This window comes from Amycolatopsis albispora (assembly GCF_003312875.1).
GTDB classification, from domain to species: Bacteria; Actinomycetota; Actinomycetes; order Mycobacteriales; family Pseudonocardiaceae; genus Amycolatopsis; species Amycolatopsis albispora.
In genome coordinates this window covers 4,638,594-4,660,378 of the sequence record NZ_CP015163.1, presented here as the reverse complement: position 1 = coordinate 4,660,378, position 21,785 = coordinate 4,638,594, and the positions used below count along the sequence as shown (strand labels likewise).

Below are 21,785 nucleotides of genomic sequence, written 5' to 3'. Positions count from 1 at the left end.
TGACCTGGGAGAAACAATGATGATCATGCTGGGAACCTCCGACGGGTGCCTCGCCGCACGCTTGGTGACCTGCCGGACCAAGATTCCGGCGCCATCCCGTTCGCTGACCACGGCGGCCGCGCTTCCCACCGAGACCGCGCTCGTCGAGCAGGCCGCTGAGCGCGGCAACGGGCGGGTCACCCGGGCGATCACGGAACGGAGCTGCGCGTGAACGAGGCACACGACGACGCTGCGGCTCAACCCCGCACCCTGGAAGAGGCCTGCACTCAGCTCTACGAACCACTCTGCGAGTTCGTGCGCCGCCGCGCCGCGGCCATGTACGGCCGCGTGCACCTGAGCGACGGCGCCGAAGGCGTCGTCCAGCGCGTGTTCGAAGCCGCCCGCACGGTCGGCTGGGACACCATCCGGCAGCCCCGCGCTTGGCTCTACGCCGTCGCCCGCCGTCACCTGCACGCCATGGCCGACTGGCAGCGCGCCGAACTCCCCACCGCAGTGCCCGGGCCAGCGGTGACGTGGACGTCGAGCGCCCCGGTCTGCACACCCGAGGTCGGCGTCGCCGCTGTCATCGCCGGGCAGACTCTCAGCGAGCTTCCCAATCGGCAGCGCCAGGTCGCTCACCTGCGCTTTCACGAGCGATGGACCTTTACCGAGATCGCCAGTGCCCTCGGTATCAGCGAAGCCGCCGCGCGCGTTCACGTTCCCGGAGCCCGGGAAGTCCTGCGCGCAGCCGTGCCTGACGAGCGCACCGACGGCCCGCAGGTGTGGTGGAAGTGCGGTCCAAGAGCGGAGGACACCGAACAACCCGCCCGCAGTAACGTCCGCGCCCCCAAGGCCAAGGACATCGACGGCTCGGTGCGGCGCGCCGACCTGATCAGCGTGCTCGTCATGGCCGTGACCGGCGCGCTCGCCGCGGGTATCAGCGTTCCCCTCGGCGGGGTGTGGGGAGTCGTGGCGCTCAGCGGCACGAGCGTCCTTATTCTCGCCGGAGCCGTGCTCGCTGCCCGATACCTGTGGGCGTGGCATCTTTGGGCCTGGCACGCCGACTGGCGGCGGGAACGCGCGCGAGCACGGCCGCCGCGCTCCGGTTCGCTCGCGAAAATCCGCCAGTTTCTGCGGGACTGTTCTCGGGCGATGCTGTTCCCATGGTGGCGGCTCTGGTGGCTGCTCAGGAACCTACGTTGGTGAGGACGCTTACCAGAACCCAGGCCGGCGGCATCGATGCCACCGGCCTGGCTCACGCCCCAGCGCATCCTCCGCGAACGAGCTCAGGTAGTCGGCTGGCAAGCGCTGGGTGAGGGTTGTGATCTGGCTCAGGTGCCAGGCCAATGCGCCAATTCGCGCCGGTGTTGATGCGCCGGCGCGGACGCGTGTCCTTGCCGAGTTGGGAGTGGGAGTGCCGCGCTGCCAGGCTGGCGGTTTCGAGCCGCGAATGCATCCTGAGCTTGTTCAGCAGCGTCTGGAGATGTGTGCGGACGGTGGTGCTGCCGCTTTCACCTCGCGCAACTGCAGCGCCACCTCGTCCGCACGCGGGTCACCGACCTGCACCATCGCCGCATGTGTTTCCCGCAGTGACTGGGCGGCTTGGGCGTACTGGCCGCGTTCCGCCAGCCGGTAGCTCTTGGCCAGCCGCCGCAACAACAGAGCCTCTGCGTTTTGTACCCGCCTGCCCGCGCAGCGGCCACACCGGCGGACTCGGCGGCGAGCCGTGCCGGCCACCACGCGCGAGGGCGCGCAGCCGCTACCTGGTGGGCGCTGGCAAGCACCACCGCGACCGCCCACGCCCCCTCGCGTTCGGTGACCCGCGGCCACCGATAGGACCGGCAGCTCGGTGTCCAGCCACGCCACGGCTTCGTCGCGAGTGAACCTCGGCGACGGCCCCGTGCTGGTAGCTCAACCTGTACTTGTAGGGCCGTCGGGAAGGCGGCCCGGTCGGCGGTGTCCGCGGCTTGGGCGTACCAGGTCAGCACCGCCGAGAGTGCGCGGTCCCGGCCCTCGGCCGGTTCGTCGGATTCGGCCCTCCGCACGGCGTAGGCGTACAACAGGTCATGTAGCCTGTACCGCTTGGGGCCGATCAGTTCCACGAGGTTCAGATCCGCCAGCTCCTCCAGCACCCGATAAGCCTCGTGCTCGGTCAGCGCGGTGCCCGCGGCCACACCAAACTCCGGACCCGGATGCAAACCCAGCAAGCGAAACAATCGGGCCTGGTGGAAGTCAGGCGGCTGAAGGACAGGTCGAACACCGCCTGCACCGCGCTCCGCTCGTCCCCATCGGGCACGCGCAACCCCGCCACGCGGTTGCGCTCGTCGGCGAGTTCGGCCACCACATCGGCCACCCCGCCGTGACGACTGGTGGTAGTCCGGCAGGCCGCCACCCGGACCGCCAACGGCCGCCCGCCACACAACGCGACCAGTTCCGCGACCGCCTCTGCCTCGGCATCTGCCCGTTCCTCGCCCACGACCGCACGCACCAGCGCCACCGACTCCGGCTAGGGCATCGGCGCCACGGCATCGGTGACCCGCAGCCCGGTCAAGCTCGCCCTGCTGGTCACCACCACCGCACACCCAGCGGCACCGGACGGCAACGGCCGCACCTGCCCGGCCGAGGCGGCAATGTCCAGCACCACCAGCACCCGCCGGTCAGCCAGCAAGGTCGGTACAACCCGGCCATCGCGTCCTCGCCGGACGGCACCTGGTTCCCAGCGCCTGCACGAACCCGGTCAGCACGACCTCCGATGCCAGTGGCGCGCTCGGCCCGTACCCCCCCGCAGATTCACGAACAGCGTTCCGTTCGGGAACCGCTCGGCCATCCGCTGCGCCCTGCGAACCACCAGCGAGGTCTTCCCAACCCCGCCCATACCCTCCACCACGACCAGCGGTCCCGGTCCCGTAGCCAGATCGCTCACCACGGTGTCGAGGTCGGCCAATGCCTGTGCCCGGCCAGTGAAATCCCGGACCTCGGATGGAAGCTGGCGCGGTACCGGGACCGCGGGCGCCGACAGCGCCGTGTGATCCACCGGCCTGTTCCAGCGGCTGACGCCCTCGCGGTCTCCGGAACTTGGCCTTGTCGTTGCCCGCGCGTCCATGGCGTAGGCATCTCACGCGCCGCCACCAGTTCACCAGGAATCCCGGGTGGTATCCAGGGTGCCGCGCACACGGTTGGGGCGCGGGAGGTCCGTAACATCACGGTCGCCGATCTTCACACCTACTATGTGATCGCAGGCATCGTCCCGGTCCTTGTTCACAACAGCAACGGATGCCCTAATTGGTCCGCCAGTAGTGTGAAGACGTGGGGACATACGTTCAAAGAACATGGTGAGGGTGCAAAAACACCAGGTCTCTTACGGATCGGGCCCGTGGTACCGGGAATCAACAGGGGCAATGGCTGGACAACGATGCGGCCGCGGCGTTCCTGAAAGGTGTTCATGTCGAAGGTGCCGGGCCGAGGTCGGTGCGCATTCCGAACGGGTTGGGGCAGGCCATCATGCCAGATGGGAGTATTGTCCAAGCTGGGGCGGCTACCCTCGTGTCGAGGTCTGGCGGCATGTACAGGACGGCCTACCCCATCGTTGGCCCGAAGTAGAAGGTGGAAGACAATGAGTTTTTCCGTCTCGTTTGACCGAGCTGTTTCGCCTGATGTTGCGAGCTGCGGTATGGCGACTGACCCGGCTGTGGGTCAAAGTTACGAGAATCTCGTAATGGAGGCTTGTGGTCACCTCTCTGAAGCTCGAGGCGGAAGGTTCTGCGTAAGTGGCTTCGGGGAGGATGCATGGCCGGTCGATGTCGCGTACGACCTGTCCGCATTCATGGAGCAGTATCCGTCGGTCCTGGCGGGAGTGCGTGAACGTCGGGAAGTTGAAGTGGATCTTTACTCTCAAGGTATCGAGAGGACGTTGACCTTCTTTCCCGACGGAGTATTAGTTACGATTCGTTGCCGATCTCGCACTAGTTGGCAGCCGATTCCGGATCGGGAGAGTATTTCGCAAGTTGATTTGAACGAAATGCTTTCAAAGTTGGCCTTCGATTTCGCTTCGGCATTAAAAGAGGTCAATTCTAACTTGTCAAATATTGACCCGTTTAAAAATTGGCTAGCAGGCCAGGTTTAGTGTCCTGATTGGTTGATTCTTGGTCGCCGCAGGCTTGAATGACGGCCGATTTCGAATAGATCTCGTTTGTGCTATCCGGGGAGAATGGCGGGTATTGGACGTGGACGGCAGTCTGTCCGCCGTACTGCGCCCCGGCTGGTATCGCTCGATCGCCTGCGGCCAGGTCGCGCACGTGGACGTGACTAAGTTGGAGTCAGGCCCGGTGAACGCGAAGCGCAGGTCGACCTGCGTTAGATGCCAAGTGTGCCAACGCGGCTGGCGGGTGCTTGGTCGAGCCGTGGTGGGGTCGGGGGTCGGGAAAGTGCTGATGCGTCGTCGCTAAGTCGGGTTGGTGACTGCGAAGACGGGTTCTGGGAGCAGGCGCTCCAGCCACTCGGTCCACCCGCCGTGGAGGTACTCCCGCATCGACGAGTTGCTGGGGTAGCGGGTCCCTTCTACTTGGGGACCGCTTCGACGCCTCGCAGGTCTTGATCGCGTACCTGTCGGTGACGAGCTTCTCCAGGGCGTTGTTGCCCGCGCCGCCCGATCGGCTAAGTCCTTGCCGATCTTGGCGGCCGAAAGCTTTCGTCCGGGTGGTTGGTCAGGTAGTTCTCCACCCGTGGCCCGAAGGCGGACATGGTGGGACATTCGCGCCAGTCGGAGGGGCGCCTGGCCCCGGTGTTGTCGAACGGCAGGGTGAGAAGGCGCAATCCGACCACATCACCGACTGTGTCCAGGTACGGTCGCTTGGTGAGTTGTCAGGGGTTCAAGGGGGTGGTGGAATGACGCTTGAGCACGTTGAGTTGGCCACATTGCAGGTTCGGGATGACCCGCGGATGCGGGCTCGTTTTGCTGAGCTCACCCGTCCGGGGGGTACGCCGCTGGAGCCTGCGGACGCCTATGAGGCGCGCGACTCGAGCGGATTTGTCGTAGTCACGGTCAATAAGGCCGCGAAAGTCACCAATGTGCGGATCCGGCCGGGGTGGGTTGGCCAAATCGGCCCGGCGGCGTTGCCGGCTGCTCTCTTCAACACCTATGTGACCGCACTGCAGCGGGCGCTCGCGGTGGAGCTCATTCATCGCCCGAAGTCCACACCGCGCACTCCGGTCCCGGATTCGGACTCCCTGGATCCGGCGGAACTGTCGGTGGATGAGTTCCTGGCCCGGACCCGGGCACGTTCCGAGGCCACCAACAGGCAATATGAGGCGATTCGTCGCCAGCAGCAGGCCCCGCTTGCGGAGATTTACGAGGTCCGCAGCCCGCTCGGCTATCTCACGCTGCGCATGCGCGGCGGCGGCCCGCTGGCGCTGCACGGTGACCCGCGCGCCCTGGATAACCCCTCTGCGGAGGCGCTGGGCGAGGACGCGCTGCAGTTGTTCGCGCGAGCGGGCCTCGGCGTGGCGAGCGAGGCCCGTCCGGCGCCGGAACGGGAACCGCGCGGCGTCTCCGACGGGGCGGATGACGACTATTTCGCGGAATTCGACGTGTTCGATGACGAGGACTGACGATGAGTGATGGTTTCAAGGTGGTCACCGACGCGCTTCGGGCAGAGGCCGCGCTCTGGCAGGAAAAGGCGGACCAGACGCAGCCGATCTTACAAGCGGTCAAGGAGACCTACCTGACCTGGACAGCGTTCTCGGTGATCGACCTCGCCGTGTTCCCGGCGCTGGCCAACGCCAAGATCCAAGCCAGCCAGTACGAGGAGTTCCGCGCTTTCATGGAGCAACTCCTGCAGGGCGCTGCCACCGAATTCAATCAGATCAATGACGTGCTGCGGCGGATCGCTGACGAGTACGACCGAAACGAGAGCATCACCGAGAGCGATCTCGGCAAGTTCTACGAGGCTTAGGGTTGGGTGATCGGCATGTCCACTTCCGACGAGATGATTTCCCTGCTCAATGACAGCTTCAACGGTCTTGAGGACAAGATGGTCCAGTGCGGCGACAAGTACAACGCCGCCGTGCAACACATCATGGGCTGTCAGTTCGTGCTCGGTCCGGCGATGTTCCTCATCAAACCGGCGATGGACGAGATCAGGGAACATTTGGTCAAGGTGGGCCAGCTGGTTCAGACGGCGGTCACACATCACGCCCCGGTGGTGTCGCTGATCGTCCAGTCCTTCAACTGGCTGGCGAAGATCCAGGGCCCGGTGGCCGGGCTGAACCACCAGCGGACCAAGCTGGTCTACACCTGGGAGGGTAAGGCCGCGAAGAAGTATGAAGACACGATCGCGGCACAAAACGCCGCGATCGAAGCCTACGCCCTCAAGTCGGACAGCGTCAGCAAATGGCTCATGGAGATCGCCCAGTACAACGTCGAGTACATGACCAAACTGGCCGAGGTGGTCACCAGCTTCCTGGGCCAGCTCGTCACCGTCGCGATCGAAACGGCCACGGTCTTCGAGATCCCGTTCGCTGTGGACAAGCTCGCGGGCGCGATCGGCCAACTCGCCACCGACATGATGAACAACCTGGTCGGCGTTGTCGAGCGGTTCGTGGCCGCACTCGGCAAGGTGCGAGACCTCATCAGCCTGATGACCGACACCCGGCTGCCCAAAGGGGCTTGGCCGCAGTCGGTCGAGGGCTGACCCGCAACAGTCAAGAAGGAGTCATGGCTACACATTTCTCCCGCACCTGGCGCTGGCCCGTCATTGGCCTGGTGGCCGCGGCACTCGTCGGCGGCTGCGGCCGAACCAGCCCTCCGTCACAGCCGAGACCGGTGCCCAACACGGCCACAACCTCGAGTTCGCCTCCGCCACCGACCAAGTACAACCTCGCCCAATTGCCCAAATGTGCGGCGATTCACGAGGAAATACCCGGGCTACCGCCCCCTGAACGGGCAAACGACTCGACCGACTACGGGACGGCGCCCGGGCGAAGCTGCAGTTTCCGGGGCACCGGCGATGACGAGTCCTACGCTGACCTTGGCGTCGCGCTCTGGGAGTCCTCGGTGGACGCCTTCGGCACCGAGGCAGGGACCGAGCGCGCCAAGGAGGACTTTCGCCGGCGCGCGACCCCGCAGGACGAGCAGGTCAGTGGCCTCGGTTTCGGAGCGGAGGCTCGCTGGTTGGACCCCGACGGCGGCGAGGTGGGTTGCCGGCTGATGATCCTCGACGACAACGTGGTGCTGAGCGTGTTCTACGTCTCCGGCAAGAACGATCCACCACGGGGCGAGCAATGCCGGACAAGGGCGACCGAACTGGCCACACAGCTCTACTCAGCCATACAACCCCAGTAGGCAACCAGCACGGCGCCGGACGAGTACGGCCGCCACCGCCGGAGCGGCCAGCTTGCGGAAACCTGGAGGCGATCTTGTCGTGGAAGTGTTCCTCAGGACCTCCACCCTCCGGGTTGCCCCTGGGGCGGGGTCAAGCCGCTAGTTTCGGGCCCGCCAGTGGTAGTGGGCAGCGGTCAGAAGCATCTGGTTGACGTCACAGTGGCGGGCGAGCACCCGAACGTCCAACTCCCGGCTACGGTGACTGCCACCGTCGGCCACCCCTTCTGGGTATGTGGGTAGGCATCTGCTGACGCGATGACGTCGGCGATCTTGCGGGTCGGAGGGCCATCCGCGGCCAGTGAGTCGTCGGAGACGGTCATCGCGCTGGCGCAGGTCTGGTGAATCTCGCCTGAGGTGGCGGCGCTTCGGCTGCGCGGTGGTCAGGAATCGGTGCTGGAGAGCCAGGTCCAGTCGCCTTCGCTCCAGTCTTCCTCGGGCGGCGGCTGGTTGCTTTCCCGTTCCCGTTCCCGTTCCTCCTCCGCGCGTCGGATCTCGCGGAAGGCGCGTTGGTTGTCCTCGGCGTTGTACCGTTCGTCGGTGAGCCACTGTTCGGCCGCGCCGCTGGGCATCCGGTCGAGGGTGTGCAGCAGTTCGTCGAGCGCGTTGTCGAGCTGCGCCCGATCCGCGGCCGATGCCAGGCGGTACAGCCCGGCCATGGTGAGCGGACCGTCGGCCAGCACGGCGTTGACGGCCTCCTCCTGGCCGACGTCGTCCGGTTCGATCTCGCCGGGCTCGGCCATGCGGCCGTGTGGGTCGGTGTCATCGTTCATGAGTAGCCCCGCGTCGGCGGGCGGACCTCGACGCCGCGGATGGGTGTCTGGGTCCGGAGGTCGTCGAGCAGGTTGCCCGCCACCTGAAGCAGCTGCGCGACCGTGTTGACCACAAGGAGTTTCTTCGCCGCCACCGCCGCTGCCTTCGACACCGTTCGCCAGAGGATCAACTGGGGCGCCCGGTTCTTGGCGAGGTCGAGCGTCACGTCTTCGATCAGGCCCTCGAGCACGTCCTGATAACCGGAGATCGCACCGGCGGCGCGGGCGGCGTTGCGGTACAGCCCGGCGGCCGCGCTGGTGTAGTTGCCGCCGATGGAGGTCATGCCAAAAGCGATCTCGCTGCGAATCCAGTACAACAACACCTGGAAGTAATCGGCGGCGAGTTCGGCGGTGTCACCGGTCCAGCCGTGCTTGAGCTGATAACCGATCTGCTCGAACTGATTGCTCAACTCGAAATACGCTCGGCCTAGCTGGGTGTAACCGTTGCCGACCTTCGAAATGGGCCCGTACTGGCCCATCGCGGCCTTCGCCCAGTCGTTGTTTTCCGTCGTTTCGCCGGGGGTCACCACCAGCAGGAACTTGAAGTAGATCATGAGGAAGTCAGCGACTTCGGACGGAATGTCGCTGACCAGCGCGACCAGATCGAGCACGTGGTTCGGCAGCAGGCTCGGTTCCACGAGTTCGACCGGGTCGGTCAGGGCTTTCGACGGTTCCTCGAAATCCAGTTTCTCGCGCTTGGGATGGTCGCCGGGGTCGCTGGGCTTGCGTGCCGGCGACACGCCGAGGTCGTCCCAGAACTGGTTGACCTTGACGACGTTCTCGGCCTCGCCCCGTTCGTAGGCATCGGCGGTGTCGCGAAGGTTCTGCGCCAGCGTGGTCAGCTGCCGGTCGATCTCCAGTACGAGGTCCTGGGTGTAGGAGATCACCTCCGGTCGGCACGACAGCGCCTTCTCGGCGGCCGATCCCGCCGACGGCAGGGGCAACGTCGCCACGGTGGCCACGTAGGCGTTCATCTTGATCTGGTCGCGCCCCAGCTTGCCGACCGCCTCAGCGGCATCCCGCAAGATGGCGAGATCGTACGAAACCATTGTCCCCTCCCGAGCTCGGCGAGCCGAGCTGTCCGTGACATCTGCGCCTTGGATGTCACCTGACCCGACATGGTTCCCTTCGTGATTGCTTTCAAGCTGGAAACTACTTGCTAGCGTGCATACATGAAGCCTTGATGGAGGGCGCGGTGCTGATTCCGCCGGTGGCGTTCGTGACGCACTGGCCGGTGGCGATCGTGGCAGGAGCGCTCTGGCTGCTCATGCTGGTGGCCTTGCTCAGGTTCGCCGCCAGAAGTTTGTTTGGGTGCTGCCTCCAGCAATCAGCTTGCGGGACACCGTTCAGGTCGTTTCAGCTCCACGCGAATAGGTCCTGCGCCAGGCCCATCGCTGCGAAGAGGTGATCGCGGGAAGATTCGAGTTCCCGGCGCAACCGGGGCAGGTCCGCGTCGAGCAGTTGGCCTTTCCACTTGCGCACCTTGCCGGCGACGATCACCGTCTCGACGTTGGTGCGGTCCATCAGCGACACGACCGCTCCGGGAACGCTGTTGAGCGGGGCCACGTTGAGTGCGGTGGCGTCGAGCAGGACGATGTCGGCCTCCTTGCCGGGCGTGAGCGTGCCGGTCTTGCCGTCGAGTCCGAGGTGCTTGGCGCCGTTGACGGTCGCGTACCGCAGCACGTCGCGGACGGTAAGGAGTTCGGGAGTGCCCGGGGCCGGCGTCGGCCAGTTGTTCGGCGGCACGAGGTCGCCTTGGTCGAGAATCAGCTGGTTGACGGTCATGCGCTGCATGATCATCGCGGAGCGCATCTGGGTGAACGGGTCCGCGGCCATCGTCGTCTCGACGTCGGAGCTCAGCGAGGGCTCCATGCCCAGTCGCTGCATCGTGAGGATGGGCGGCGTGCCGTGCCGCATCGTCATCTCGATCGGGAAGGCCAGGGATACCTGCGCTCCGGCGTCCCGCAACCGTCGCCAGGTCTGGTCGGACATGCCGGTCATGTGGATGAACAGGTTGTCCGGCCCCACATCGACCCCGGCGTCACCCCGCGCGAGGTCGTCGAAGATGGGCCGCATCCCCCACGAGCCGACGGAGCGCGCGGCGATCCTGAGACCCAGCTCGCGGGCGATCGCCCAGGCGCGGGTGTACACCTGCCTGCCGAGGTGCAGCTCGCCGCCCATGACCATGCTCACCAGCTGGTCGTCCGAGGAGAACCACTGATCCTTGAGGCGGTAGGCGTCCTGCGGATACCGGGCTGTCGCGCGGCCGTCACCCTCGAAGAACCCGAACGCCGAACGCCGCCCGGTGTCGACCAGCGCCTGGATCGCCGCGTCGGTGTGCTCTGGGGAGTGGTGGATCTGGGAAACGTCCAGCACCGTCGTGACCCCGGTATCCAGCTGCGAAAGCCCGGCGAACAACGAGTTGACGTAGACGTCCGCCGGCCGGTAGTGCCGCGCGAATCCCCGCAGTATGTGCTCGCCGTAGTTCGGGTGCGCGCTCGGCGAGCCCGAATGGTCATCGAGAAGCAGACCATTGGCGAGAAACGCACGCTCCGCGGTCTCGAACAGGTGGTGGTGCGTGTCAACGAATCCCGGCAGGACGATGCGCCCCCGCGCGTCGATCACGCCGGCGCCGGCGGCGTGGATGCGGGGCCGGATGTCGACGATCTTGCTGCCCTCGACCAGGACGTCGGCGACCGCGAAGTTGCCGACGTTCGGGTCCATGGACATCACCGCGCCGCCGCGGATGACGTAGCGGCGTCCCCGCTGCCCGCTGTCCTTCGGCGGCTGCGCCTCGGCACCACCGTCCGCGGTGGCCCGCTCCGGCGGCTCACCATCGTCACGTCGTTCGGTCATGGGGCGCCTTCCTGCGCGCGGACGCCTGGGTGAGCAGGCTGAGTTGATGAGTCAACTGAAGGCTACGCCGCGGAGTTGATTTGTCAACTCGCGGGCTAGGATGACGGTATGAAGCAGCAAGGATTGACCGCACACGAGCTCCGCGCATGGCGGGTCTCCTTCCAGATGCTGGAGCTGCTGCGGACACGCATCGAGCAGCAGCTCCAGGCCAGCAGCGGGCTGTCCAACGCCGACTTCACCGTGCTCGCGTTGCTGTCCGAGGTACCGGACGGGCGGATGCGCGTCTACGAGCTCAGCCGAATGGCCAACTGGGAGAAGAGCCGCATGCACCACCAGCTCACCCGGATGTGCAAGCGTGGCCTGGTCGCGCGGGAGCGGTGCGGCTCACGCGGCATGGAGGCGGTGATCACCGCGAAGGGGCTCACCGCACTCACGCAAGCCGCGCCCAGCCACGCCCAAGAGGTCCGCCGCCTGGTCATCGACCGCCTCACGCGTGAAGAACTCGACCAGTTCGCCGACATCGCCGCCACGATCCTGGAGAACCTGCAAGCAGACCAGCCACCGGCCTAGGCGCAATGCCGGTCGATTAGGTGATCTTGGCTGGTCGGCGGCGGTGTCCGGTCGTGGCGGGCGGGACAATGGCGATTGTTGAGGTCGGTGGCCTGCTGGCCTTGTGTTGCTGTCGATGCTCTGCCCGTTTGACAGGGAAGTTACTCATTTTCCTTTTGACCACACGGGGATAGCGCCGGTCCCGGCGTTGCGGGTTGATCCCGGCGATGACGTCGGCCAGCAGCAGCCGGTAGTGATCATCATTGTGGCGCAGGGGGAAAAGACTCCGGTCGCCAGATCCGGGACCGGAGGACACGCACGGTGTTCTTGTGGGAGAGCCGGTCAGGATCCAGCAGGGCCTGACCGGCGGCGTCCACCTGCACGCACATCGTGGCGTAGTGCACCGCCAGATGCGCCCAGAACTCCTGCCGCACCCCCTCCGGCGACTTCGACCGGAAGATCTTCTCCTCGTTAAGCTGGACACTCTTGACCTGCTTGAAGAATCCCTCGATATCCCAGCGCTGGTGATAGACCGCGGCGAGTTCTGCCGCGGGAGCCCGCACCGGGTCCAGGACCGTGGTCACCAACCGGTAGACCTCCTGCGAACCGGGCAGCGTGTACTCGATCGCCCGAAGCCGGAACGGCCGCTGCCCCGAGGACTTCGGCGGGGTGATCTCAGCGATGAAAGACCCGTCACCCAGGCGTTGCGCGGGCAGCAGCCCCAGGTTCGCCGACACCCTCCACGCCAGATCCGCACCCGTGGCCGCCGCCGCCAGCCAGCGCCGGAACGAGTAGACGTGCCGGTCCGCCAGCACCAGCATGCCCGGCCGCAGCGAGGGAAACATCTCCTCGATCAGCATCGCCTCCCCGGCGGCATAGGCGTCCATCCGGGCGTCGAAGACCGCATGCGTGCCCACCTCGACCAGACACGCCGCCTGGATCTGCGGATACGCCGTTCTGCCCTCGCCACGGCCGGAACCCGGGCGGCCGAACTCGCGTTCGTTGTCTTCGGTGTCGGGCACGGTGAAGGTGGTCCCGTCCACCGCGGTCAGCAACCACTCCCGATACCAGGCACCCCGTGTTTCCTGCTGCGCCACGGGCTTCATCACCGCCCGCGCCACGGTTTCCATCGGACCCGCCCCCAGCCGGCGGCGGGCGTCCCCGATCGAGCCGGTCGTGGGCACCCGGTAACCCCGCCCGCCACGACCGAACACCGACATCAGGATCGCCATCGCCGAGCGGTAGGACTCATGCGGGAACAGGCACAACACCAGCGTGAAGTAGAAGACCAGCCTGGCCGGCAACGCCCGCGTCCGCTGCTCACGCCGCCAATACTGATCGATCACCCGATCGACCAGCTCAACCGGAAAAGTCCTGGTCAGCACACCGATAGCGGCCTGATCGGCCAAGCTCAGCCGCCCACCCACCTCAAGATCCACAAACCGCAGGCTACCGACCACCCCACGAACTAACCGACCGGCATTGGGCCTAGGCGATCATCGACCGCTCTGGTGTCGACTGGGCATGCGGCCCCGCCCGACTTGGTGCCATCGGCCGTGTGTTGCCCCACGCGATGACCGAGTAGATGCCTCGGTCCGGTGGGAGTGAAGGTGAACGTCCCCGGCACACCCCAGTTGTCGACGAGCGTCGCGAGTTCCTTGGGAACGTGAAGACCAGCGCCTCACCGGTCTCCGCGCAGAACGCGGCGGTGTGGATGTGCGTGGCCAGCGGGATCCCGGACGCGAACCCCCAGCGGCCGCTGATCCGGTAACCGCCGTCGGCTCGCACCGCGGTACCGAGGTAACCCGCGGTGGAGCCGGTGACGAACTGGACCGCCAGCACCGTCCAGCCAACGGAAGCGTCGTGGTACGACAGCTGTTCGATGGTCCGCACCACCTGCGACGGCGAGAACTCGTACCCGCCGAGCTCGCTGGGGATGCCGATCCGCAGCACCCCGGTGCTTTCCAGCGCGAGCACCACGTCGTCGGTGAGGGTGTCACTGGTGCGGGATGGGCACGCCTGCGGCGCGCAGCTTCGCCTCGACGAGCGCGTTCAGGCGGGTCCACGCCGCCGACGACTGGTCTTCGAGGTGGTGGTTGACCAGGCCGTACCGGGTGGCGGCATCGGGCCCCGGTTCGTAGCCGGCCGGTACCTCCAGCAGTTCGCGCTTGGCCAGCAGGTTGTCCGCCAGGGCGGCGGCCAGCTCGTCGATCCGGGGATCGTGCGGATCCCAGGACCGCGCCTCCCAGCCGCGTTTGGTCAGGTCGCCGAACTCGGGATCGTCGAGCCGGTGTTCGAACTGGGTCAGGAACAGGTCGAACAACTCCGGCGACAGCGCCTTGGACAGCACCAGCGCTTCTCGCTGACCGGTCACGTAGTCGTCGCTGAAGCCCAGTTCGGTGAGCCGGTCCAGGATCGCGAGCGCGCGGCCGGGGAGCAGGAGCCGGTCGCCGTCGGCGAGCCGGCGCAGGGTGTCGAGCCGGGCGGTCAGTTCGGCGATCCGCTCGGTGAGGCGCCGCTCGACGTCGACGAGCCCGGTGGTGAACTGCTCGGCGTCGGCGTCGAGCAGCGGCCCGACTTCGGCCAGCGGCACCCCGGCCGCGGCCAGCGCCCTGACCTGGACCAGCCGCAGCAGGTCGGCCGAGCCGTACCGCCGGTAGCCGGAGCTGTCGCGCGGTGGTTCGTCGAGCAGCCCGTGCCGGTGGTAGTGCCGCACGGTTTTCACCGTCACCCCGGCGAAGGCCGCCGCCTGACCGATCGTGACGCCGGTCAGCATGGCGGAGGTGGTCGAGGGAGCCATGCGACGAGTCTGGAGCCTGACCCGAGGTCAAGGTCAACCCGCCCATGGCCCCCTCGGGGGTGCTCAGCTCGCGGCCTGGTCGCAGAACTCCGCCTTGAGGAGCTTGCTCAGCGCCCGCGGGTACTCGTTGACCACGTCGACGTCGCGGTCCCCGCCGGTGAGCAACGCGGTCAGCGTCCGGCTCCCGTCGGGTGTGCTGTACATCAGTGCCCCGTACCCGATGGTGCTGCCGTTGTGCCGGAAGACGGTGGTGCCGCAGCCCGCGTCCTCCACGAACACGCCGAGGCCGTAGCCGACCTTCGGGTGCGGCTTCCGCATCTCGGCCAGCAGTGACGCGGGCAGGAGCTTCCCGCCCTGCAGTGCGGCGAAGAAGGTGTGCAGGTCCTCGGCGGTCGAGACCAGGTCACCGGCGCCGAACAGCAGGGACGGGTTCTGGCGGGTGACGTCGACCGTCTTCGTCACGCCGTTGTGCTGGTAGCGGTAGTAGCCGTGGGAGTGCGGTCCGGGGAGCACGGACCTGGCCCCCGGCGCCACCGTGCCCTTCAGCCCCAGCGGACCGGTGATCCGTCGCCGCAGTTCCTCGGCGAACGGGCGGCCGCTGAGCTTTTCGACCAGGAGCGCGGCCAGCGTGTAGTTGGTGTTGGAGTAGTTCCAGTCCGTTCCGGGCGTGAACAGCAGCGGCTTGGCCAGTGCGTACCGGACCAGTTCAGCGGGCTGGTAGGTGCGGAACCGGTTGTCCACCCAGTCCTGCCCGGTCGAAGGCAGGCCTGGTAGTTCCTGCCCGTTGTAGTAGTCGCCGGTGTGGCTGAACACCCCGCTGGTGTGCTGCAGCAGCATCCGCACGGTGATCCGCCGGTCCAGGGCGAACTCGGGCAGGTAGTCCCGCGCCGGGGCGTCCAGCCCGATCCGGCCTTCGGCGACCAGTTGCAGCACCATGGTCGCGACGAAGGTCTTGGTGTTGCTGCCGATCCGGCCCATCGCGTTCTTCGGAGGTTTCGCCGGCTCGCCCAGCTTGCGCACCCCGGCGCTGCCGGTCCAGGTGCCGCGCTCGTCGTCCACCCGCACCTGGATCCCGGCGAATCCGATGTCGACGAAGCCCTGTACGGCTTCCCGCAGCTCCGGACGTTCCGGCGCGGCCACCGCCGGCGCGGCCACCCCGGTCAGCAGCGCGACGGCCACCGCCGGAGCGGCCAGCTTGCGGAAACCTCGAGGCGATCTTGTCGTGGAAGTGTTCTTCATGACCGCCACCCTCCGGATTGACCTTGGGGCGGGGTCAAGTCGCTGGTTCTCCGGCTTCAGTGGCTTGCGCTTTCTGCTTGCCTTGCGAGGATTTCGGGTCTCGGATACGGCTATCGTCACATCAAGAACGGGCACATGACGGACTGGGAGAACATCGCCTTCATGGGCGGGTGGAACTGGCGGGACATGTGTTGAGGCGGGAGCCGAATTTGCTCGGTGAGCTTGTCCGCCGGCTGAACCTGGTCGGCGGGCAAGCCGCCTACCACGCCGAGGAGAAAAGCGTGGTCATTTCGGCGTGGCGGGACGAGCCGCTGGAGCCACCGGTTCGGCTGGCCGTAGACGAGGGCACGCTGGCACAGCACCTGTCCCTCCTGTACAGCGACGCGGCGGCGCTGTGGCCGAACACCGAACAGGAGGCCGGGGCGTTCAACCTGCTCACCGTGCACATCGAGGAAACCGTTCTCACCCGCAAGCCCGGGCAGGCGGACCTGATCCTGGACCGGGTCAAACGGGTGCCGGAATGGGTCGAGCCGGGCGACGGAGCTTGACACCGTAGGACGTGATTTCAGGGTAGCGCCGCTGGCCTCCGGCTAGGACGCCAAGCTCCGGTTGTCACATTCCGGAGGCCTGTCCGGTTCTTAACGGGTGACCTGACAGCTCTCCTCGGAGGATTCCTACCCGTGACGAACCAGATACTGGTGACGGGCGGCACCGGCCGGCTCGGCCGCGCGCTCGTGCCGCAGCTTCTGTCGGACGGTCATGCCGTCCGCGTCCTGAGCCGCAAGCCGCCATCGGACGAGCGGACGTGGCGCGGTGACCTGCTCACCGGCGAGGGCCTGGAGCAGGCGGTCGACGGCGTCGGCGTGATCATCCACTGCGCGACCGGCAACGGCCGAGCGGACATCGCCGGTACGCGCAACCTCATCCAGGCGGCGGCGCGAGCCGGACGCCCGCACCTGGTGTACGTGTCCATCGTCGGCGTCGGGCAGGTGGACCTGGCTTACTACCGGGCGAAGCTGGCCTGCGAGCAGCTCGTGGAGCGCTCCGCCCTGCCGTGGACGATCCAGCGCACGACCCAGTTCCACGAGCTCATCGTCTGGATGTGCACGAGCCAGCGCTGGTTGCCGATGATCGTGATGCCGAGCGGGGTCAGCTTCCAGCCCGTCGACGCGGGCGAGGTCGCCGCCCGCCTGGCCAGGCTGGCCGGCGCGCCACCGGCCGGCCGGGTGCCGGACATGGGCGGGCCCGAGGTGCGCCCCGCCGCCGAGCTGGCCCGCGCCTACGCTCGCTCGCGTGCCAGCCGCCGGCCGGTGGTGTCGCTGCCGATGCCGGGGGCCGGCATCCGCGGCTACCGCGAAGGGGGACACCTGACCCCTGAGCACGCCGACGGACGCATCACCTTCGAGCAGTTCCTCGCCGCATGAGTGCCCGCAATTGGCTGCGGGCAGGCCTGGGCTTCCTTGCCGTGGCGCAGTTCGCCGTGGGCGGCTGGGCGCTGTTGTCGCCCCGCTCGTTCTTCGACATTCCGTGGGTGGGGATGCGCATGCCGTACAACGCGCACCTGATGATGGACTACGGCGCGATGAGCCTGGCCACGTCGGTGGTGCTGGGCGTGAGCGTTTTCCTTGTGCGGCGGAGCATGGCCCGTACGGCGCTCGCCGTGTACCTGGTGTTCGCCGTGCCGCACCTGGGGATCCACGTCCAACTGCTGCACCACCTCACGCCCGGCGAACGCGTGCCGCTGCTGGCCGCCCTCACGGCGGCCGTGGTGATCCCGCTGGTGCTGCTTCCGCTCACCAGCAAGCTCGAAAAGGGGTGACGACCGCCCCGGGCGAGGTGGCTCCTGGCCCGGGGCGTCAGTCGCTTCAGTTGACGCAGGCATCAAAATAGGCCGTGTCACCAGTGGTGAAACTGTTCGGCAGGTCGATGAACCGAACCTCACCGTCAGGCCGACGGACGTGCCTGCTGGCGAGAGATGGTCGGTGAGGCACAGGATGTCCCGGCCGTCAGTGCGCTGGCGGTCAGGATCTTTCGCTTCATTTTTTGTCCCCCTCTGCAGTGGATTGCCCCTATTCGTTCGGGAGCTGCCGATTGCCACAGGCCAGTCAAAGATCAACGGGGCCGCTGGCCCGGCGGACAGGCGCTGCCAGGTGGTTTCCTGTGTACCCTCGGCAGGGACGGTTGCGACGAGGGGGAATTGTGGCGGCTAAGGACCCATCGATTCACCAGCTGCGCATGCTGCTCACGCTGGCCGAAGAACTCCACTTCAAGCGCGCGGCCAGCCGCCTCTACCTCACGCAGCCCGCGCTCAGCCAGCAAATCCATTCGCTGGAACAGCGCCTCGGCGTGCAGTTCTTCACCCGGACCAGCAGGCACGTCGAGCTGACGCCCACCGGGCAGGCGCTCCTGCCGCTGGTCGAGAAGGTGGTCAAAGCGACCGACCACCTTCGCACGGCGGCGTCCCGCTCGGTGGCCGGCGCGTCCCGGCTGCGGGTCGGCATGTGCGAGAACGTGGCCGCCCTGACCGCCACCCGGGGTGTGCTGGGTGCCTACCGGGCGCTGTACCCCTGCCTCGGCCCGGACATCCACGTGCTCGATTTCGTCGAGCAGACCACCGCGCTGGACAGCGGCGAGATCGACGCCGCGTTCGTCTACCTGCCGGTGCCCGACGGCCTGCACGCGGTGCCGTTGACCACGGAGCCCCGCGTGGTGTGCATCGCCAGCTCGGACCCGCTGGCGGCGCGCTCGTCGGTGACCCTGGCGGAGCTGGCCGGGCTTCCGGTGGTCAGCCTGGCGTCGCAGATGTTCCAGGGCGGCCAGCAGTTCTGGGCCGCCGACCCGCGGCCGGACGGCTCCCCGGTCCGCTACACCGACCACCGCGTCACCCGGTTCGAGTCGCTGCTGTCGATGGCCTCCTTCGGCGGTGCGATCGCCTTCGTCCCGGCCGTGGCGGCCGACCTCTACCCCCGCCCGGACATCCGGTACGTGCCGGTAGTGGACCTGCCCCACTGCACGTTCGGCGTCGTCTGGCCCGCCGCGCACCGGGAACGGCCGCAGATCGCGGCGCTCGAGGAGATCTGCGAGCAACTGCGCGGCGAGGGCCTGCCCGCCGGGGTCACGCAGGACGCCGGTGTCCGGCCGGATCTGCAGCCCATCGAGTGCTGACCGGACGTTTCGGCGAACGCCGCGTGCCGGGTGGGCCATCCGGTGGTATGCGCGAAACGATCGATAAGTGACCGGCTATCGAATCGCGCCAAACTCTGATTGATCCTTCCTTGCTAATCGCGACCGGCGTCAGGCGATAATGGGAAATCAGCTGGCACTAGAACTGGGGAGGCTTTGGTGCCGAAACGCTCGCATGATCAATACTGGGGAGATTCTGTCTCGGTGAGAGAAATTTCCGAAGTCAAATCAACTGATACGCTGCCGCACGCGGATGTGGCCCGCCGGGTATTGGAAGTGCTCTACCGGTTCCGGCGCATCATCGATTCGCCGGACGGCGATGACAGCGCGTGCATCGACTGCTTCGAAGCGCGACGGACGAAGATCGATCGATTCGTCGAAAACTGCGAGCGGATCGAGTTCGTCATTCCGGCCTTTCCCGCCAAGTCTCCCAACCGCACCAAGGTGCTGGGCGAGCTGCCGGACCTGAGCGAACGGCTGGCCCTGTCCTTCCTGCAGTCCCTGTGCGACTACATCAGCCACTTCTACCCGCCTGGCGCACGGATCACCATCTGCTCGGACGGCCACGTCTTCGGTGACGTGGTCGGCGTCAGCGACGCCACGGTCACCGCCTACCGGGAGAGCCTCGCCAACATCATCCGAACCGGAAACCTGACCTCGTTGGCGATTTACGGACTGGACGACGCATTCGGGATGATGAACTACCCGGTGCTGCGGGACATCCTGGAACGCGACTATTCGGACACCGTTACCGAGCTGAAAGAAAAAATTCGCGTAGACGACGGAACGCGTTCACTGTTCAATGGTATTCACCGCTTCCTGTTCGAGGACGCGGTGGGCGTGCACGGTGGTGAGGTTTCGCGGACCAAGCTGCGCACCGAGTCCAAGGAACGGACCTATCACACCATCCGCCGCAGCAATGCGTGGAGCCGGGTCGTCGCGGAAAAGTTTCCCGACGCGATGCGGTTGTCCATTCACCCACAGCCCGCGCATTCGGAGAAGTTCGGCTTGCAGCTGATGCGGACCGGGGACAGCTGGCTGACGCCGTGGCACGGCGTCGCGCTCGACGACGGGCGCTCCGTGTCGCTGGTGAAGCGGTCCGACGCCGAACGGGTCGACGCGACCATCGTCTGGCGGGAAGACCGGCCCAGCCACTTCGTCGCCCCGCACCTCAGCATCAGGCCCGAGGAGGCGGCCAGGTGACCGTCGCCGTCGAAAGCACCCCGGCCCTGCTCGGCGCCGGCCTGCGGGTGCCGCTGGTGACCGGCGGGCACGTCGAGTACGCCAATCTGGACTACGCCGCGAGCACCCCGTGCCTGGTGGACGTCCGGGACGGCATCGACCGGCTGCTGCCGTGGTACAGCAGCGTGCATCGAGGGGCGGGGCTGGCGTCGCAGGTGTCGACGATGGCGTACGAACGGGCGCGGGACTCGGTGCGGACCTTCGTCGGCGCGAAGCCCGACGCCGCGGTGATCTTCACCCGGAACACCACCGACGCGCTGAACCTGCTCGGCCGATCGCTGCCGGCCGGCACCCAGGTGTTCCGGTTCGCCTCCGAACACCACGCGGCGTTGCTGCCGTGGCGGAACGCCCGGCTGCACCGGCTCGGCATACCGGCCAGCCCCGAGAACGCCGTCCGCAGCCTGGCGCGCGCGTTGGCCGACGCGCCCAGCGGTCCGCGGCTGGTGGTGCTGACCGGGGCGTCGAACGTCACCGGCGAGCTGTGGCCGATACCCGAACTGGCCGAAGTGGCGCGGCTGTTCGGGGCGCACACCGTGCTCGACGCGGCGCAACTGGCCGGGCACCGGCCGATCGACCAGGCGGGCTGGGGCCTTTCGTGGGTCGCGGTGTCCGGCCACAAGATGTACGCGCCGTTCGGGACGGGCGCACTGGTCGGGTCGGGCGACTGGCTGGCCGACGCCGAGCCGTACCTGGTCGGCGGTGGTGCGACCGAGTCGGTCGCCGACGACGCCGGTGCCGAGACGGTGACCTGGACCGGGCTGCCGCACCTGCACGAGGGCGGCTCACCGAACGTCGTCGGTGCGCACGCGATGGCGGGTGCGTGCGAGACGCTGACGAGGCTGGGCTGGGGCCCGCTGGTCGAACACGAGCAGGCGCTGACGGCCCGGGTGCGCGACGGTCTCGCGAGTGTTCCCGGCGTGCGGCTGCTCGGGTTGTGGGACGAGGACCATCCGCGAACGGGGGTGGTGTCGTTCAGCCTGACCCGGCCCGATCCGCGGCTGGTCGCGACCGCGCTGGCGGCCGAGTACGGCATCGGCGTGCGGGACGGCGCGTTCTGCGCCCATCTGGCCGTGCGGTTCCTGCTGGACCGCTGTGGTCACGACGGGGCCGCTCAGGCGGTGCGGGTGAGCGTCGGCCTCGGCACCACCACCGAGCACGTCGACCGGCTGGTGCACGGGCTGCGCGAGCTGGTGTCGAACGGTCCGAAGTGGGCATACGCGGACACCGGCGGCGGCTGGCGGCCGCGGCCCGATCCCCGGCCAGTGCCGGAGTTGCGATGACCGGGTTGCGCGAGGTGATGGCGCGGTTCGCCACCGGGATCACCGTGCTGACCGTGGCCGGTGAGCACTGCCACGGCATGACCGCCAACGCGTTCAGCTCCGTCTCGCTCGAACCGCCGCTCGTGTTGTGCTGCGTGAACCGCAAGGCGCGGATGCACGCGGCGATCGTGTCCGCCGGCTCGTTCGCGGTGTCGGTGCTGAAGGCCGACCAGGAACCGATCGCCCGGTACTTCGCCGACCGGAGCAGGCCGAGCGGCCGCGCGCAGTTCGACGGCGTGCGCTGGACGCCGGGTGTCCGCACCGGCGCGCCGTTGCTGGCCGGATCGCTGGCCTGGCTGGAATGCCGGCTCGTCGAGGCCTACCGCGGCGGCGACCACTCGATCGTCATCGGCCAGGTGCTGAGCGCGCACTGCGGTACGGGCGAGGAGGCGCTGGTGTTCTTCGGCGGCGCGTTCCACCGGGTGGCCTAG

25 protein-coding genes are annotated in these 21,785 nt (G+C 67.3%); 15 read left to right on the top strand and 10 right to left on the bottom strand.

Going from position 1 to position 21,785, the window contains the following annotated elements; genetic code table 11:
- The first annotated feature begins 16 nt into the window (after positions 1-16).
- On the top strand, positions 17-211 hold the full coding sequence (locus tag A4R43_RS21890; protein WP_113694045.1) for a hypothetical protein: 195 nt from the start codon (positions 17-19) through the stop codon (positions 209-211).
- A complete protein-coding gene (locus A4R43_RS21885) occupies positions 208-1,185 on the top strand; it encodes an RNA polymerase sigma factor (protein ID WP_113694044.1) in 978 nt (325 codons plus the stop codon). Before A4R43_RS21890 ends, A4R43_RS21885 begins: the two co-directional genes overlap by 4 nt.
- Before the next feature lie 261 nt (positions 1,186-1,446).
- On the opposite strand, the gene A4R43_RS21880 is transcribed toward A4R43_RS21885, so the two are convergent.
- The 3 genes from A4R43_RS21880 to A4R43_RS42830 form a co-directional block, all read right to left on the bottom strand.
- The gene (locus tag A4R43_RS21880; RefSeq protein WP_113694043.1) at positions 1,447-1,638 is read right to left on the bottom strand and encodes a hypothetical protein; all 192 of its coding nucleotides are present in this window, start codon (positions 1,636-1,638) and stop codon (positions 1,447-1,449) included.
- Positions 1,639-2,131: 493 nt separating this feature from the next.
- Positions 2,132-2,476 (bottom strand): hypothetical protein, encoded by a 345-nt coding sequence (locus tag A4R43_RS21875; protein WP_113694042.1) that lies wholly within the window; start codon positions 2,474-2,476, stop codon positions 2,132-2,134.
- 9 nt (positions 2,477-2,485) lie between these two features.
- Positions 2,486-2,647, bottom strand: coding sequence for a hypothetical protein (locus A4R43_RS42830; RefSeq protein WP_162788547.1), 162 nt, complete (start codon positions 2,645-2,647; stop codon positions 2,486-2,488).
- Positions 2,648-3,592: 945 nt separating this feature from the next.
- On the opposite strand from A4R43_RS42830, the gene A4R43_RS42825 reads away from it, so the two are divergent.
- The 5 genes from A4R43_RS42825 to A4R43_RS21850 all read left to right on the top strand — a co-directional run bounded on the left by A4R43_RS42825 (position 3,593) and on the right by A4R43_RS21850 (position 7,318).
- Entirely contained in the window at positions 3,593-4,102 is a 510-nt protein-coding gene (locus A4R43_RS42825) for a hypothetical protein (RefSeq protein ID WP_162788546.1), read from the top strand.
- A 761-nt stretch (positions 4,103-4,863) separates the two neighbouring features.
- Positions 4,864-5,586: a hypothetical protein gene (locus A4R43_RS21865; RefSeq protein ID WP_113694040.1), complete on the top strand. Its 723-nt coding sequence runs from the start codon at positions 4,864-4,866 to the stop codon at positions 5,584-5,586.
- 2 nt (positions 5,587-5,588) lie between these two features.
- Complete coding sequence (locus A4R43_RS21860; RefSeq protein WP_113694039.1) at positions 5,589-5,930, top strand: hypothetical protein; 342 nt, start codon at positions 5,589-5,591, stop codon at positions 5,928-5,930.
- 15 nt (positions 5,931-5,945) lie between these two features.
- Positions 5,946-6,668 (top strand): hypothetical protein, encoded by a 723-nt coding sequence (locus tag A4R43_RS21855; RefSeq protein ID WP_162788545.1) that lies wholly within the window; start codon positions 5,946-5,948, stop codon positions 6,666-6,668.
- Positions 6,669-7,030: 362 nt separating this feature from the next.
- Positions 7,031-7,318, top strand: a complete 288-nt coding sequence (locus A4R43_RS21850) for a hypothetical protein (protein ID WP_113694037.1) — start codon at positions 7,031-7,033, stop codon at positions 7,316-7,318.
- A gap of 419 nt (positions 7,319-7,737) precedes the next feature.
- Here the strand turns inward: A4R43_RS21850 and A4R43_RS21845 are convergent, their stop codons facing one another.
- The 3 genes from A4R43_RS21845 to A4R43_RS21835 form a co-directional block, all read right to left on the bottom strand.
- Complete coding sequence (locus A4R43_RS21845) at positions 7,738-8,127, bottom strand: hypothetical protein (protein WP_113694036.1); 390 nt, start codon at positions 8,125-8,127, stop codon at positions 7,738-7,740.
- Entirely contained in the window at positions 8,124-9,140 is a 1,017-nt protein-coding gene (locus tag A4R43_RS21840) for a hypothetical protein (protein ID WP_162788544.1), read from the bottom strand. Before A4R43_RS21840 ends, A4R43_RS21845 begins: the two co-directional genes overlap by 4 nt.
- Positions 9,141-9,522: 382 nt before the next feature.
- Positions 9,523-11,022 (bottom strand): amidohydrolase family protein, encoded by a 1,500-nt coding sequence (locus A4R43_RS21835; RefSeq protein ID WP_113694034.1) that lies wholly within the window; start codon positions 11,020-11,022, stop codon positions 9,523-9,525.
- A gap of 108 nt (positions 11,023-11,130) precedes the next feature.
- On the opposite strand from A4R43_RS21835, the gene A4R43_RS21830 reads away from it, so the two are divergent.
- Positions 11,131-11,592, top strand: a complete 462-nt coding sequence (locus A4R43_RS21830; RefSeq protein WP_205215064.1) for a MarR family winged helix-turn-helix transcriptional regulator — start codon at positions 11,131-11,133, stop codon at positions 11,590-11,592.
- Positions 11,593-11,831: 239 nt separating this feature from the next.
- Here the strand turns inward: A4R43_RS21830 and A4R43_RS21820 are convergent, their stop codons facing one another.
- The 4 genes from A4R43_RS21820 to A4R43_RS21805 form a co-directional block, all read right to left on the bottom strand.
- Positions 11,832-13,010, bottom strand: a complete 1,179-nt coding sequence (locus A4R43_RS21820) for an IS4 family transposase (protein ID WP_162788513.1) — start codon at positions 13,008-13,010, stop codon at positions 11,832-11,834.
- A gap of 49 nt (positions 13,011-13,059) precedes the next feature.
- Positions 13,060-13,551: an acyl-CoA dehydrogenase family protein gene (locus tag A4R43_RS21815; RefSeq protein ID WP_205215063.1), complete on the bottom strand. Its 492-nt coding sequence runs from the start codon at positions 13,549-13,551 to the stop codon at positions 13,060-13,062.
- Between the two features lie 16 nt (positions 13,552-13,567).
- Positions 13,568-14,371 (bottom strand): MerR family transcriptional regulator, encoded by an 804-nt coding sequence (locus A4R43_RS21810; RefSeq protein WP_113694033.1) that lies wholly within the window; start codon positions 14,369-14,371, stop codon positions 13,568-13,570.
- Between the two features lie 63 nt (positions 14,372-14,434).
- Entirely contained in the window at positions 14,435-15,610 is a 1,176-nt protein-coding gene (locus tag A4R43_RS21805) for a serine hydrolase domain-containing protein (protein ID WP_113694032.1), read from the bottom strand.
- Between the two features lie 209 nt (positions 15,611-15,819).
- Between A4R43_RS21805 and A4R43_RS21800 the strand changes: the two genes are divergently transcribed.
- The 7 genes from A4R43_RS21800 to A4R43_RS21770 all read left to right on the top strand — a co-directional run bounded on the left by A4R43_RS21800 (position 15,820) and on the right by A4R43_RS21770 (position 21,785).
- Positions 15,820-16,158 carry a hypothetical protein gene (locus A4R43_RS21800; protein WP_162788543.1) on the top strand — a complete coding sequence of 113 codons (339 nt, stop codon included), beginning with the start codon at positions 15,820-15,822 and terminating at the stop codon, positions 16,156-16,158.
- Between the two features lie 132 nt (positions 16,159-16,290).
- The gene (locus A4R43_RS21795) at positions 16,291-17,034 is read left to right on the top strand and encodes an SDR family oxidoreductase (RefSeq protein ID WP_113694030.1); all 744 of its coding nucleotides are present in this window, start codon (positions 16,291-16,293) and stop codon (positions 17,032-17,034) included.
- Positions 17,031-17,429: a hypothetical protein gene (locus A4R43_RS21790; RefSeq protein WP_113694029.1), complete on the top strand. Its 399-nt coding sequence runs from the start codon at positions 17,031-17,033 to the stop codon at positions 17,427-17,429. Before A4R43_RS21795 ends, A4R43_RS21790 begins: the two co-directional genes overlap by 4 nt.
- A gap of 239 nt (positions 17,430-17,668) precedes the next feature.
- Positions 17,669-18,775: a LysR family transcriptional regulator gene (locus A4R43_RS21785; RefSeq protein WP_335645170.1), complete on the top strand. Its 1,107-nt coding sequence runs from the start codon at positions 17,669-17,671 to the stop codon at positions 18,773-18,775.
- A 177-nt stretch (positions 18,776-18,952) separates the two neighbouring features.
- Positions 18,953-19,996 carry an isocyanide synthase family protein gene (locus A4R43_RS21780; RefSeq protein WP_205215062.1) on the top strand — a complete coding sequence of 348 codons (1,044 nt, stop codon included), beginning with the start codon at positions 18,953-18,955 and terminating at the stop codon, positions 19,994-19,996.
- Positions 19,993-21,315, top strand: coding sequence for an aminotransferase class V-fold PLP-dependent enzyme (locus A4R43_RS21775; RefSeq protein ID WP_113694027.1), 1,323 nt, complete (start codon positions 19,993-19,995; stop codon positions 21,313-21,315). The genes A4R43_RS21780 and A4R43_RS21775 overlap by 4 nt, the downstream gene beginning before the upstream one ends.
- On the top strand, positions 21,312-21,785 hold the full coding sequence (locus tag A4R43_RS21770) for a flavin reductase family protein (protein ID WP_113694026.1): 474 nt from the start codon (positions 21,312-21,314) through the stop codon (positions 21,783-21,785). The genes A4R43_RS21775 and A4R43_RS21770 overlap by 4 nt, the downstream gene beginning before the upstream one ends.

Coding starts and splice junctions, on each gene's coding strand:
- A4R43_RS21890 (WP_113694045.1), top strand. CDS start 17: ATGATGATCATGCTGGGAACCTCCGACGGGTGCCTCGCCGCACGCTTG.
- A4R43_RS21770 (WP_113694026.1), top strand. CDS start 21,312: ATGACCGGGTTGCGCGAGGTGATGGCGCGGTTCGCCACCGGGATCACC.
- A4R43_RS21830 (WP_205215064.1), top strand. CDS start 11,131: ATGAAGCAGCAAGGATTGACCGCACACGAGCTCCGCGCATGGCGGGTC.
- A4R43_RS21805 (WP_113694032.1), bottom strand. CDS start 15,610: ATGAAGAACACTTCCACGACAAGATCGCCTCGAGGTTTCCGCAAGCTG.
- A4R43_RS21855 (WP_162788545.1), top strand. CDS start 5,946: ATGTCCACTTCCGACGAGATGATTTCCCTGCTCAATGACAGCTTCAAC.
- A4R43_RS21810 (WP_113694033.1), bottom strand. CDS start 14,371: ATGGCTCCCTCGACCACCTCCGCCATGCTGACCGGCGTCACGATCGGT.
- A4R43_RS21865 (WP_113694040.1), top strand. CDS start 4,864: ATGACGCTTGAGCACGTTGAGTTGGCCACATTGCAGGTTCGGGATGAC.
- A4R43_RS21835 (WP_113694034.1), bottom strand. CDS start 11,022: ATGACCGAACGACGTGACGATGGTGAGCCGCCGGAGCGGGCCACCGCG.
- A4R43_RS21840 (WP_162788544.1), bottom strand. CDS start 9,140: ATGAACGCCTACGTGGCCACCGTGGCGACGTTGCCCCTGCCGTCGGCG.
- A4R43_RS21845 (WP_113694036.1), bottom strand. CDS start 8,127: ATGAACGATGACACCGACCCACACGGCCGCATGGCCGAGCCCGGCGAG.
- A4R43_RS21860 (WP_113694039.1), top strand. CDS start 5,589: ATGAGTGATGGTTTCAAGGTGGTCACCGACGCGCTTCGGGCAGAGGCC.
- A4R43_RS42825 (WP_162788546.1), top strand. CDS start 3,593: ATGAGTTTTTCCGTCTCGTTTGACCGAGCTGTTTCGCCTGATGTTGCG.
- A4R43_RS21790 (WP_113694029.1), top strand. CDS start 17,031: ATGAGTGCCCGCAATTGGCTGCGGGCAGGCCTGGGCTTCCTTGCCGTG.